Origin of the sequence: Psychrobacter urativorans, from assembly GCF_904846695.1 — a bacterium.
GTDB lineage: Bacteria > Pseudomonadota > Gammaproteobacteria > Pseudomonadales > Moraxellaceae > Psychrobacter > Psychrobacter urativorans.
Genome location: NZ_CAJHBR010000004.1, coordinates 120,243 through 133,693, shown reverse-complemented (window position 1 = coordinate 133,693; position 13,451 = coordinate 120,243). Strand labels below are relative to the sequence as shown.

The window sequence follows — 13,451 nt, the reverse complement described above, 5'->3', positions numbered from 1 at the left end:
AGATGATTTTTGCTATATTTTGTCTATTTACCTTACCGAAATATACTGAAAGTTAGTGAACATTGTCTTCATTTGCAGTATCATTCCCTATTGTTAAATACCCTTATAATTTATAAGGTAATCGATACCCCAACTTCGGTAATATATATCTTGTCTCAAACAGTGATAACAAGATGGCTACAGGCATTTTTATAATGTTTACCAGTCAAGTATAGCCTATCGGGTCTGCTTTATTTTTAACACAATAATTTGTTTTATGACCAAAATAGCTTAGAATAGCAACAATTAGCAAAATTAGGCACCGCTAAAGTGGCTGGTAACTGACATTGTAAATTTCTAAGACACAAACCCAGTGTGGGATAATCCCATTTCATTCACCTGGAGGAAGTATTAATGAGCCAAGCCGAAGGCGTTAATGTACAACGTCGTAGAGTTCTTATTGCCTCAACTGCCGCAATTGGCGCCGCTGGGGTAGCTGCTGTTGCCACCCCTTTTGTGCGCTCTTGGTATCCAAGTGCCAAAGCAGAAGCTGCTGGAGCAGCAGTTACCCAAGATATTGGTTCTGTCGAAGAAGGTCAAATGATCGTCGTAAAATATCGTGGCAAACCTATCTTTGTAGTCAAACGCACAGAAGAAATGTTAGGTAACTTAAAGCCAGTAATTCCATTACTCTCTGACCCTGACTCTCTTGCATCAGTGCAACCTGAATACTGTGCCAATCCTACACGTTCATTAGATCCATCAGTATTGGTGGTTGAAGGCGTGTGTACACATTTAGGCTGTGCTCCAAACTACCGCCCTGATGTTGGTGCAACTGACTTAGGTGGTAATGATTGGTATGGTGGGTTTTTCTGTCCTTGTCATGGCTCTAAATATGACTTAGCGGGTCGTGTTTATAGTGGCGTTCCAGCACCGCTAAATTTACCTATTCCAGAATATAGTATGGACGGTACCATCTTGACGGTTGGGGAGGCTTAACATGAGTATAGGCAAAAAACTTATGCACTGGGTGGACGCGCGTTTTCCAGCGACCGAAACCTATGAATATCATATGTCAAAGTATTATGCACCGAAGAACTTTAACTTTTGGTATTTCTTTGGTGTGCTATCTATGGTGGTATTGGTTAACCAATTGGTTACTGGTATCTGGCTTACGATGATGTATAACCCTAGTGCCGAAGGGGCATTCGCTTCGGTTGAGTACATCATGCGTGACGTAAAAGGTGGCTGGCTGATTCGTTATATGCACTCGACAGGCGCTTCAGCGTTCTTCGTAGTAGTATATTTGCACATGTTTAGAGCGCTACTTTATGGTTCATACCAAAAACCGCGTGAGCTTATTTGGCTTATCGGTATGGGTATCTACTTAGCATTGATGGCAGAAGGTTTCTTCGGGTATCTACTCCCTTGGGGCAACATGTCATTCTGGGGCGCACAGGTTATCTTGAACTTACCTGCAGCACTACCAGTGATTGGTGATGGTCTTGCCGAATGGGTACGTGGTGATTATATTATCTCAGGTATCACCCTTAACCGTTTCTTTGCCCTACACGTAGTCGCTATTCCATTAGTGTTAGTCGGCTTAGTGTTTATGCATTTGGTAGCTCTGCATCATGTGGGTTCAAATAACCCAGATGGTATCGACATCAAAAAGCTAAAAGACAAAAACGGTGTACCTTTAGATGGTATTGAATTCCATCCGTATTACACTGTGCATGACATGGTTGGTATTGTAGTATTCTTTATCTGCTTCTTTGCTGTGATATTCTTCTTCCCAGAAGGCGGCGGTTTCTTCCTTGAGCCACCAAACTTTGAAGCGGCAAACTCACTGAAGACCCCAGCTCATATTGCACCAGTGTGGTATTACACCCCGTTCTATGCCATTTTACGAGCTGTTCCTAATAAGCTTGGTGGTGTTGTAGCGATGGGTGGTGCGATTGCGGTACTGTTCTTGATACCTTGGTTAGATAGATCACCTGTACGCTCTATGCGTTACAAAGGTATCTTATCGAAGGCTGCGTTAACTATCTTCGCTATCAGTTTTGTAGCTTTAGGATATTTAGGAGCGACGCCAACGACGCCAACAGCGACAGTAATGGCTCGAATATTCACTGTGTTATATTTCCTGTTCTTCTTATTGATGCCGTTTTACACTGCCATAGAGAAGTGTAAACAGCCACCAGAACGTGTCACCGGAGGTCACTAATGAGCACCTTAATCAAATACCTAACTGGTTTAGGCTTAGGCGTGGCATTGAGCTTTACTGCTGGCACTGCGCTAGCAGCAGAGGGTGGTGAATGTGGCGACTTTATCAATGCAGAAGGTTACACTGAGCATCTAGCTTGTAGTAAAGCCCCTATTGATTTTACCAATAAAGGCTCGCTGCAAAACGGTGCTAAGATGTTTATGAACTACTGTGCTGGCTGTCACTCAGCCAAGTATGTTCGTCATTCTCGTATCGCTAAAGATTTAGAGATTCCGCCTGAATTGGTGGAAAAGTACTTGATGGTGACTACGGATCAGATCGGTGATCATATCAATGCTGAGATTGATCCTGAAGTTCAAGCATCTTGGTTTGGTGCTCCTCCTCCAGACTTGTCTTTAGAGACTAGACTGCGCGGTGATGATTGGGTTTATACCTACTTATTATCGTTTTATGAAGATCCAAGCCGTCCTTGGGGTGCTAACAACTTAGTTCTGAAAAACGTGGCCATGCCTCATGTGTTGAATAATCTTCAACAAGATCTAAGTGATGAAGAATTTAAATCTGAAGTTGGTGATTTGGTTAACTATATGGCTTGGATGGCTGAACCTGTCCGTCATGATCGTCAAGTAATCGGTTTCTTCGTAATTTTATTCTTGTTAGTATTACTGATTCCAGTTTGGTTATTGAATAAAGAATTCTGGAAAGACGTCAAATAATATTTTCTGTATAAACCCGCGTTAGATACTGCTAGCTTTTAGCATTGGTTTTAAAAAAGGCACTACTTCGGTAGTGCCTTTTTTTAATGACCTTTTCTAATGGCATTTCTTATGTTATTTTTAATAAACGATTGATAACTAGTGATAATGATAAAAGCTAGCAGTGTAAAAGGGATAAATACTAGTCAAATAGTAGCTAAATCTTATATGTATAGCGGTACGATAAAAGCATAGATTACGCTTACCACCTTGATAAAAGCACTAACTTTGTTTACGATGGCAGCCTTAACCACTACCTTTAGGCTGCTATGATCGATGCAAATGACATTCCAAGTAGTCAGCTAATTTTATATGCTGATGACGGCTACGATAGTCATGTGGTGCGCCTATTGCTTGAAGAAAAAAAACTTGCTTACTACTTATCACGTCTGCATTCTGAGCGTCCTGAAGACTTAACGGAACTGAACCCTTACCATACTTTGCCAGTATTGCAGCAGCGTGAAATTGCTTTGTATGAGATCAATGTAATTTTTGAGTATTTAGAAGAGCGTTATCATGCAAATAAGCTTTTGCCAGATACGCCGCAAGAGCGTGCGCAATTTCGTCAATTGGCTTGGCGTATCCAGCATGATTGGTTAGTATTGGGCAAACGCTTGTTAATGCATCCAGATAGTTTTAATAAGGCTCAGGCGCAGCAAGCCAAAAAGCAGCTTACAGACTCTCTGATTACTTTATCACCACTGTTCGCCCATAAATCGTATTTTATGGCTGATGATTTTGGCTGGTGTGATGTATTATTAGCACCGTTGTTATGGCGTTTGGGGGAGATGGATATCGAGCTGCCAAGGGCGATCAGTCGTCCATTGCTAGACTATCAAAGTCGTTTGTTTGAGCGTGATAGCTTTAAAAAGAGCGTACGTTGAATTAGTTGAATAAACCATTAACCACAACTTTTAAGTATTATTTGTAGAGGAATTATAAAATGAGCGATGCTACTACTTCAATTACTCCTACTCGCCCTTATATGGTACGTGCAATTTATCAGTGGATAGAAGACAACGATCTCACCCCTTATCTGATGGTTGATGCTACTGCTGAAAACGTGCAAATTCCTGTTGGGCATGTACAAGATGGTCGTATTGTATTAAATATAGCTAGCCGTGCTACTGGCAACATGAGTATGGAAAATGACTATGTGCATTTTAGTGCGCGCTTCGGTGGTGTATCACAAGAAATCTGGGTACCAGTGAAGGCTATCTTAGGCATCTATGCTAAAGAGAACTCGCAAGGTATGTTCTTTGATCCTAATGAGTATGATGACTATCAACCAGCAGAAGAAGTTCCTGCCGCTACTACCCATGCAAAACTTGCCGCCCCTAAACGCCCTAACAAGGCCGGTCTAAAAGTTCTAAAATAAGGACTGATCGGCGGGGTACAAAAAAAGCTAGGCATATTGATTATGCCTAGCTTTTTTATATTTTAAGATCAAGAAAAATCTATCCAATCGCTTACGATCACCGATTAAGTTCTAGGCAAAGTCACTCCACGTTGACCTTGATACTTACCGCCACGATCCTTATAGCTAGTCTCGCAAACATCATCAGCATCACTTTGGAAGAACAGCATTTGGGCTACCCCTTCACCAGCATAAATACGCGCTGGTAAGTTGGTGGTATTACTAAACTCTAAAGTCACATGCCCTTCCCACTCTGGCTCCAGCGGTGTGACGTTAACGATAATGCCGCAACGTGCATAAGTCGACTTACCTAAGCAAATGGTCAATACGTCACGTGGAATACGGAAATATTCAACTGTGCGTGCCAGCGCAAATGAGTTAGGCGGAATAATACATTCATTACCAACGATATCGATAAAGCTTTTTTCATCGAAATTCTTTGGATCAACGACTACGGAATGTACGTTAGTGAATACCTTAAACTCAGGAGCACAGCGCACATCATAGCCATAACTTGAAGTACCGTAGCTGATCAAGCGCTCACCAGCATCATTAAAACGTACTTGACCGGCTTCAAACGGCTCAATCATATTATGAGCTTCAGCTTGCTCACGAATCCAGCGGTCAGACTTAATAGACATTGTTAACCCTTAGCTTATTTACTAGAACATTTAATAGCGATGATTATACGGAATTACAGACTAAATTTATAGGCAGTTAGTGGATATAAATTAGGCAGTTAGTGGATATAAATAGAGCCTAGAGTCTTTTGTAAATTAGCGCTACTGTTAACACAAACCATAGCGCTAAACTCTATGCGTTTAATATTGGCATTGTAATGCTATTAGCATTATTGCCATTAGCTGCATTACCTTTAAAGTCGCTTAGACTTTGAGCTGATTAACCTTAAAAAATGCGCTTGTCATCGACAGGCTTAGCAAATTTATTAATATTGGCCTCGATATTTTTGGCAATGCTTATATAGTACGGTGCATACTCATCATTAGCAGAGACGCTAGGGTTTCCGGTATCTACTTGCGCACGAATACCGCTAGCTAAAGGCAGCTGTCCTAGTAACGGTACTTGGTAATGCTCAGCAAGATAGTCGCCACCACCAGTCCCAAAGATAGCTTCAGTATTGCCACAGTTACTACAAGTATGCAGCGCCATATTTTCTACTACCCCAAGGACTGGAATATTGGTCTTGTTAAACATCTCGATACCTTTTTGCGCATCGAGCAAGGCAATATGCTGCGGTGTAGTGACGATAACCGCACCAGTCACTGGGATACGCTGAGCTAGAGTCAATTGTATATCGCCGGTACCTGGTGGCATATCTATTACTAAATAATCGAGCTTTGGCCAATTGGTTTGATTGTACAGCTGCATCAAGGCACCCGTTGCTTTTGGCCCACGCCAAGCTACTGGAGTATTATCGCCATCGAGTAAGCTACCGATAGACAACATCGCCAAACCACGTGCATTAACAGGGACGAACTGCTCATTCTCCAGCTCTGGCTTGACATCTTTGACCCCGAGCATCGTCGGCATGCTAGGACCATAAATATCAGCATCAAGTACCCCAACACGATTACCTAGCTGTTGTAGAGCTAAGGCAATATTCACAGTAGTAGTTGATTTACCAACACCGCCTTTACCGGAGGCTACTACAATAATATGACGAATACGGGGGTGGGCCGCCAGCGATGCTTGGGTAGGTGCAGCCTTAGTAATAGGCGGCTCTGCATTGGGTTGAGTCGCCGCCGCACTATGAGCATCAGAAGTGCTAGCGCTCTTGCTCATAGCGTCAGTAGTTTGCGGCATAGGCTTAGGTTTTGGCAAAGTAGAACCGCCCCCTTTAACAGGGGGTGGCAGACGCACGTTCATATGAATAGTCTTAATGCCATGTAGGTGTAGTAGCGAGCCGAGCTCTTGCTGCACAATCTCAGGATCGCTATCTTGTGGCAGACGCAAATCTAAAGTGAGCTCATCACCAACACGGTCTATGCCAGTCACCATTTGCGCAATACTGACGTTATTGACGTGATAACCAAGTAGCACTTTGTCAACAGCACTATCACGCTCGGCTTTTTGCGTAGCGGTTTCAGGTTTTTCTGGGGTTATTTTTTTTATAAAGTTAAACATAGCGGCCTTTACAGATTATGATCGATGGAGTTATAGAGTGTTTGATGCTATCAGTGTAGCCGAATTACAGCTATAAAAAAACCACAACGCCATTAGATATGACATTGTGGTTACAGAACGCTTATATCTTAACAGCAGCGTTAAACAGGCGCTACATCTAGCCCTTGATCACCAGCGGAAAATTAATGTATATCTACAGCGTACTAAAGCTTAAATCATGAGACTCACTATCAAACCACTAAGAACTTTGAAGCGATAAATAGATAAATCAGAACTCCTGAGGCATCACATACCGAAGTAATTAAAGGGGCACTAGCAGTAGCCGGGTCAAAGCCAAATTTACTTAGTACAAAAGGTAAGCTCATACCAATCATGCAACCAATCATCACAACTGACATCATACTTAGCGCCAGCACTAGAGACAATATAGCGTCACCACGAAAATAACCGATGATAGAGATGGCAACGGCCATACTAGCGCCCAGCAACAAGGCAACCACAGATTCTCGGCCTAGTAGCGAGAACCAATCACGCATTACCACATCACCAGTCGCCAACGCTCGTACCATCAAAGTGGCGGACTGTGAGCCTGCATTACCGCCACTATCGACTAGTAGCGGTAAGAAAAACACCAGTACTAAGTTGGCAGCAATCACCTCTTCAAAGTGCGAGATACCAAACCCAGATAATAAGTTACCGAAGACTAAAAACACTAGCCAAAAGACGCGCTTGCGATATAGCAGGGTAATACTGACATCTTTTAACCTCCCCACCATAGTCGATACGCCACCTGACTTATGAAAATCGTCGGTAGCCTCTGCACTGGCGACATCCATAGCATCATCATGGGTAACTATCCCAACTAACGCCCCACTATCATCAATAACTGGCAAAGCAATTAGATCATAACGTGCTACCATTTTTGCCACATCTTCTTGATCGTCTTTGACGTGACAAAACACCGGAGAGTTCATAATGATGTCACTGATTAACCGCTCTGGAGTAGCCAGTATCAAGGCTCTTAATGACACTACACCTAGCAGCTTACGCTGATCATCGATCACATAAGCATGATAGATAGTCTCTGCATCGGGAGCTTCTCGTCGCAAATCATCTAGTGCCTCAGCGACGTTCATCTCAATACCTAAAGCTGCATAATCCGAGGTCATCAAAGCGCCTGCAGTCCCTTCCTCATAAGCGGATAGTAGGCGAATATCTTCACGTTTTGCATGAGCTAATGCTGGCAATAGGGCATCACGCTGATCTTGCTGTAGACTTTTATATAAGTCAGTACGTTCATCAGCAGGCATCTCACCTACTATTCTGGCTAAACTGTCTCGAGGAAAGGTTTGTGCAAGTACTACTTGAATATCAGTTTCTAGATAGGAGAATACTTTTGATCGATTAGGCAGTCGCTCTAAGAGCTGGCAGGCAAATATGGGTTTGATTAGCGCCAATAGGTCAGCGATATCAATGGGGCGCAGCGTTTTAATTTGATTGATCGCTCTGTCGAATTGTTGTTGTTCGATAGCATTGCTTAAGGCTAAAGCCAGATTTTGATTTTTCATTATTTTTACTCCGTGCGCTTTTATATCTGCGCAGCAAGCAATCACTAAAAAGAACCAATAGTATTGGCTTGAGTTGATCGAAAAGAGGATGCTAATGCATTAACTTTTTATTAGCAAGCTACAGGAGGCTAATAAAAAACCACAACGCCATTGAATGACCTTGTGGTGATATAAATACTCTTTTAGATTTCTAATTTAAAAATTTAATGCAAAAAACTATCTCATGCACCAGCCATGACTAGCATTAATAGACTGACCAGTGAAGACATTGCTTGGGAAGGCAGCTAAGAAAAGTGCCGTTTGTGAGACATCTTCAATAGTAGTAAATTCTTTATTAAGGGTATTAGCTAATAGAATATCGTTCACTACGGACTCTTCGCTAATACCTTTTTCGGCAGCTTGCAGTGGGATTTGCTCATTAACCATTGCGGTTCTGACAAAGCCGGGAGAGATCATATGCGAGCGGACGTTATGTGGTGCGCCTTCTTTGGCGACTGCACGGCACAAGCCCAACAGTCCGTGCTTGGCTGTAATATAAGGGGCTTTAAATAGCGATGCATCATGAGCATGAATAGAACCAATATAGATGATCGTGCCGCCTTTATTATCTTTATACATATGTTCTACAGCGGCTTTAGTAGTCAAGAACCCACCATCTAAATGGGTAGCTAGCAGATTTTTCCAGTTATCAAAGGTCATCTTATTAATAGGGTTGATAAGCTGAATACCAGCGTTAGAAACTAGAATATCAATGCCGCCAAAGGTATCAATCAGCTGCTTAACACCGTTGTTAACGGCATCTTCAGATCGAACATCCATATCGATCGCTAACGCTTTGCCACCAGCTTTGGTGATGATATCGACGGTTTCTTGGGCACCTTCAAAATTAATATCAGCAACGCCGATGATAGCACCAGCTCTGGCGTATGTCTCAGCGATATCACGTCCGATACCAGCTGCTGCACCAGTGATTAAAGCTATTTTTCCAGTCAAATCTTGTTGTACTTGGGTCGCCATATATTGTCCTTATTATGGTTGATTGTCGTTGACACGTAGTAGTTGAAACGCTTTAAAAAGGTTTCTTATGACGTGCTGCAGAGTAAATAGTAGCAATCCATTTGCTATTATTTGAGGAAATGAAAATCAATTACGAGGTGTGCTTGAGTCTTATAGTGTTTACCAGTACTTGTTATTACTTATGAATAGTGCAGATAGTTTTTAATTATGATTTTGCTCAGGGTTCTATAGGGGGTTATTCTTATGCCTACTGCTAATTACCTTCGATGTTTATACTTGAGTATTTATAGAAGTAACTAGTTGTAGCATGCCATAGCCAACAGTGTTGGATATCTTTGATGATTGAGAATAATCGGTAACTGTGAAACAGCGGATGATTCGAAGAAGCAATTTTTTGCATCAAAATAAATAATTGGCTGTTAATTGGTATTATAAATATTCTGTAGTAGAGCGCTATAAGAGCAGTCTTAATAACTAAATTAACAGTGAACATCCATAGACTGGATTTAAGCGGTGATTTAATATATACCATTTATCGTCCTAATGCAGATTAATTTTCGATAATTATCCCTTGGAAAAGTTATCTCTATGATAAAAAAAAGTTATCAGTAATCATTTAAATGCTGTTTAGGCCTTCTAACAGTAGATAATTACTAAGCATTAGCACAAATTTGACTGAATTACGGTATCATAGACAGCATTTTTAAATTTTATAACTTAGCGGCGGTTAGTGACTATGTCTAAAGCTATACCGCTGCCAATAACTACTGTACTTATATTAATATAAAGGTGATTTTGTGCGTGAGATTTTAGTAACTAGTGCCCTGCCCTATGCTAATGGCTATATTCATTTGGGCCATCTTGTAGAATATATTCAAACTGATATTTGGGCACGTGCCATGAAAGCGCAAGGCCATCAGGTGACTTACGTCTGTGCCGATGATGCCCATGGCACCGCTATCATGCTCAAAGCTCAAGATAATAATGTTACTCCAGAAGAGCAAATCGCTACTGTTAAAGCTTCACATGAAGCTGACTTTGCTAAATTTTTGATCGACTTTGATAATTATTATTCCACTCATTCAGAAGAGAACCAACATTTTTCAGAACTGATTTATCGTCGCCTAAAGAGTGCCGGTCACATTAGTACTCGTGATGTTGAGCAACTATTTGATCCTGAAAAGCAGCTATTTCTAGCCGATCGCTTTGTCAAAGGGACTTGCCCTGAATGCGCAGCTGCCGATCAGTATGGCGATAACTGCGAAGTCTGTGGTACCACTTATGATGCTATGGAGCTAAAAGACCCACGCTCAACCTTGTCAAATGCTACGCCGGTATTAAAAATATCTAAGCATTATTTCTTTGACTTGCCGGAATTTGATCAGTTTTTACGAGATTGGACACGTACTGATAAGCGCTTGCAACCGTCAGTTGCGAACAAGCTACAAGAATGGTTCGATGCTGGTCTTGCCAGTTGGGATATCTCTCGTGATGCGCCCTATTTTGGTTTTAAAATACCCGATACGCCAGCGGGTGAGCCTGACAAATACTTTTATGTATGGCTAGATGCACCAGTTGGCTATATGGCCAGCTTTAAGAACTTGTGTGAGCAGCGAGCAGGTACAGAGAATGCTCTAGATTTTGACCGCTATTGGATGCAAGAGAACGAGCATAAAACCGAGGTTTATCACTTCATCGGTAAAGACATCGTGTACTTTCATGCGCTGTTTTGGCCAGCGATGCTTGCTGGTAGTGAGTTCCGTGCCCCGACTGGAGTATTTGCTCATGGCTTCTTGATGGTCAATGGCGAAAAAATGAGTAAATCGCGCGGTACTTTTATCAAAGCCGAAACGTATGCTGAACACTTACATCCTGAATACTTGCGTTATTATTTTGCCAGTAAGCTGTCTGATAAAGTTGAGGATATCAACCTCGATTTAGAAGACTTTATGCAAAAAGTCAATTCTGACTTAGTCGGAAAAGTGGTCAATATTGCTAGTCGCAGTGCTGGGTTCTTAGTAAAAAAATACGATGGTAAACTATCAGAGATCTGCGCAGAACCGCGCCTATTAGAAGACATCACTAAGACCGGTGATGAGATTGCGGCAGCTTATGAAAACCGTGAATTCTCCCGAGCCATGCGCTTAATTATGCAATGTGCTGACAAAGCTAATGAATATATCGATGAGAAAAAACCTTGGTCGCTAGCCAAACAAGAAGGTGCTGAACAAGAAGTTCAAGATGTCTGCTCAGTAGCTATCAATATCTTCCGCCAACTGATGGTTTATTTGGCGCCAGTATTGCCTGAGCTTACTGCTAACGCTAAAGAATTCTTAAATATCGATGACCTAAGCTTTGCCAGTCGTAACCAATGGTTGCTAGGCCATCAGATTAATAAGTTCAAACCTTTAATGCAGCGTATCGAAGAAAAAGATATAGAGGCTATGGTAGAAGCTTCAAAAGCGTCGTTAGCCCCTACCCCTGATGCGGCAGCTGCGCTGGCTTCTACTAGTGCTACTATGGCGGCGGTTAAAGCCGACAATAATGTTGATGCTGAGCAAACTGACTATATCGGTATCGATGACTTCAGCAAAGTTGAGATGAAAGTCGCTCATGTCATTGCTTGTAATCATGTCGAAGGCGCAGATAAGTTATTGCAATTCACCTTAGATGTTGGTGAAGATAAGCCACGCAATGTATTTAGTGGTATTCGTAAATTTTATGAGCCTGAACAACTGGTAGATAAAAAAGTGATTTGCGTTACTAACTTGGCACCACGCAAGATGAAGTTCGGCATATCTGAAGGTATGGTACTGTCTACTGGTAATCCAAAGACCCAGCTAACGGTTATTACTCTACCTGACAACTGTGTCATTGGTGACCTTTTGGCATAATGGCTTAATGGCTTAAATAGCAGCTAAACACCCTAAAACACTAAATGAGATGCCCGCTGTGGCATCTTTTTTATGGCTGATAATTTATTATAAATTAATAATTATTAGGTCTACTATCAGGTCGGTTATGATCTTATAGTCAGCTATTGGCTTCAATAAGCCTTATGGCTTAATTACTTATTGCGATTAGTTACATTACTGTCATAATATAGCTATTCAGATTAACGAAACGATTACTTTAAGGGTCGCCCATCAGCAAAACTTTATATCTACTTATGGTATTGCTAGATGACTGACTAGTACTTTCCAACTTAAGAGTTAACCTAATAAAATGACTATTGCCTCTACTCTACGCCTAAGCTTATACGGAGTTACCATCAGCGCTCTCAGCATATTTTCTGCTATTGGCTGCTCGAACTCTTCTACCGAAACTACTGTGGCTGCTGATCAAAGCAGCACTACAGCGGACAAGCCCATTAAGACCATAGCCATCACTCAGATCGTTGAGCATCCCTCTTTAGATGATATGCGTCGTGGCATTATTGATGAGCTGGCAGATAATGGCTATGTAGAAGGCAAGAATCTAAAAGTCAACTTTCAAAGTGCGCAAGGTAATACCGCCACAGCAGGACAGATCGCCAAACAATTCGTTGGCGACAACCCTGATGCTATCGTTGCTATTTCCACCCCATCAGCCCAGTCTATAGTTTCGGCCACCACCACGATACCTATCGTCTATACTGCGGTTTCTGATCCGCTAGGCGCTAAACTTATCACTGCTGATGGTAAGCCATTTCAAGATAACTTAACCGGTCTATCAAGCCAGCTACCATTAGAGCCTCAATTGGATCTACTGCAACAGCTTAAGCCTGATCTTAAGACTATCGGCTACGTCTATAGCCCTGGCGAGGCCAACTCAGTTTCATTACGTGATGATCTAAAAGCAGCGCTGCCAGCACGTGGTCTCAAGTTGCTAGATATCCCAGCCAATCGTCCAACTGACATAGGGATGGCAACTCGCAGCCTGCAAGGACGGGCAGAAATCATCTATACTTCATTTGATAATAATGTAGCCTCTGCTTTTGAAGCGATGACTCAAGCAGCTAATGAGCTGCGTATGCCCATCGTAGCTTCTGATGAGTTCAGCGTTCAGCGCGGTGCAACAGCAGCTCTTGGGGTTAATGATTATGACTTCGGTCGAGTCACTGGCAAGATGGTTTACCGCATATTAAATGGTGAAGCGATCAATACTATTAAGCCACAAGTTATGAATGATCTGACTTTATATGTCAGTCCTAAGCATGCCAAAGCACAAGGGGTAAGCCTACCTGCTGACATGCTCAAAAAAGCTATCAATGTTGATACTAAAAGTAGTACTGAGACCGCTGCTAAGTAGCAGCTAGGAGTTACCGTAATCCTCTTTTAGAGTTTAGCGCTTTTTCATTTATC

The 13,451-nt window shown here is 42.0% G+C and carries 11 protein-coding genes; 7 read left to right on the top strand and 4 right to left on the bottom strand.

Annotated features, from left to right (window positions below; all coding sequences use genetic code 11):
* Nucleotides 1-393 precede the first annotated feature (393 nt).
* The 5 genes from petA (at nt 394) to JMY09_RS04920 (ending at nt 4,339) form a co-directional block, all read left to right on the top strand.
* Nucleotides 394-978, top strand: a complete 585-nt coding sequence (petA, locus tag JMY09_RS04940) for a ubiquinol-cytochrome c reductase iron-sulfur subunit (RefSeq protein WP_201622481.1) — start codon at nt 394-396, stop codon at nt 976-978.
* A gap of 22 nt (nt 979-1,000) precedes the next feature.
* Nucleotides 1,001-2,206 (top strand): cytochrome b, encoded by a 1,206-nt coding sequence (locus JMY09_RS04935; RefSeq protein WP_201622526.1) that lies wholly within the window; start codon nt 1,001-1,003, stop codon nt 2,204-2,206.
* A complete protein-coding gene (locus JMY09_RS04930) occupies nt 2,206-2,922 on the top strand; it encodes a cytochrome c1 (protein WP_201622480.1) in 717 nt (238 codons plus the stop codon). The genes JMY09_RS04935 and JMY09_RS04930 overlap by 1 nt, the downstream gene beginning before the upstream one ends.
* A 308-nt stretch (nt 2,923-3,230) precedes the next feature.
* Entirely contained in the window at nt 3,231-3,845 is a 615-nt protein-coding gene (locus JMY09_RS04925) for a glutathione S-transferase N-terminal domain-containing protein (RefSeq protein ID WP_201622479.1), read from the top strand.
* Nucleotides 3,846-3,904: 59 nt separating this feature from the next.
* A complete protein-coding gene (locus JMY09_RS04920; protein WP_201622478.1) occupies nt 3,905-4,339 on the top strand; it encodes a ClpXP protease specificity-enhancing factor in 435 nt (144 codons plus the stop codon).
* A 104-nt stretch (nt 4,340-4,443) separates the two neighbouring features.
* Here the strand turns inward: JMY09_RS04920 and dcd are convergent, their stop codons facing one another.
* From dcd to JMY09_RS04900, 4 genes are all read right to left on the bottom strand, one after another.
* Nucleotides 4,444-5,019 carry a dCTP deaminase gene (dcd, locus tag JMY09_RS04915; RefSeq protein WP_201622477.1) on the bottom strand — a complete coding sequence of 192 codons (576 nt, stop codon included), beginning with the start codon at nt 5,017-5,019 and terminating at the stop codon, nt 4,444-4,446.
* Between the two features lie 265 nt (nt 5,020-5,284).
* Nucleotides 5,285-6,523 carry an iron-sulfur cluster carrier protein ApbC gene (apbC, locus tag JMY09_RS04910; protein ID WP_201622476.1) on the bottom strand — a complete coding sequence of 413 codons (1,239 nt, stop codon included), beginning with the start codon at nt 6,521-6,523 and terminating at the stop codon, nt 5,285-5,287.
* 230 nt (nt 6,524-6,753) lie between these two features.
* On the bottom strand, nt 6,754-8,091 hold the full coding sequence (gene mgtE / locus JMY09_RS04905) for a magnesium transporter (RefSeq protein ID WP_201622475.1): 1,338 nt from the start codon (nt 8,089-8,091) through the stop codon (nt 6,754-6,756).
* 216 nt (nt 8,092-8,307) lie between these two features.
* The gene (locus JMY09_RS04900; RefSeq protein WP_201622474.1) at nt 8,308-9,108 is read right to left on the bottom strand and encodes a 3-hydroxybutyrate dehydrogenase; all 801 of its coding nucleotides are present in this window, start codon (nt 9,106-9,108) and stop codon (nt 8,308-8,310) included.
* Nucleotides 9,109-9,905: 797 nt separating this feature from the next.
* Between JMY09_RS04900 and metG the strand changes: the two genes are divergently transcribed.
* Nucleotides 9,906-12,002, top strand: a complete 2,097-nt coding sequence (gene metG / locus JMY09_RS04895; protein ID WP_201622473.1) for a methionine--tRNA ligase — start codon at nt 9,906-9,908, stop codon at nt 12,000-12,002.
* Nucleotides 12,003-12,333: 331 nt separating this feature from the next.
* Nucleotides 12,334-13,398: an ABC transporter substrate-binding protein gene (locus JMY09_RS04890; protein WP_201622472.1), complete on the top strand. Its 1,065-nt coding sequence runs from the start codon at nt 12,334-12,336 to the stop codon at nt 13,396-13,398.
* The last annotated feature ends 53 nt before the right edge of the window (nt 13,399-13,451 follow it).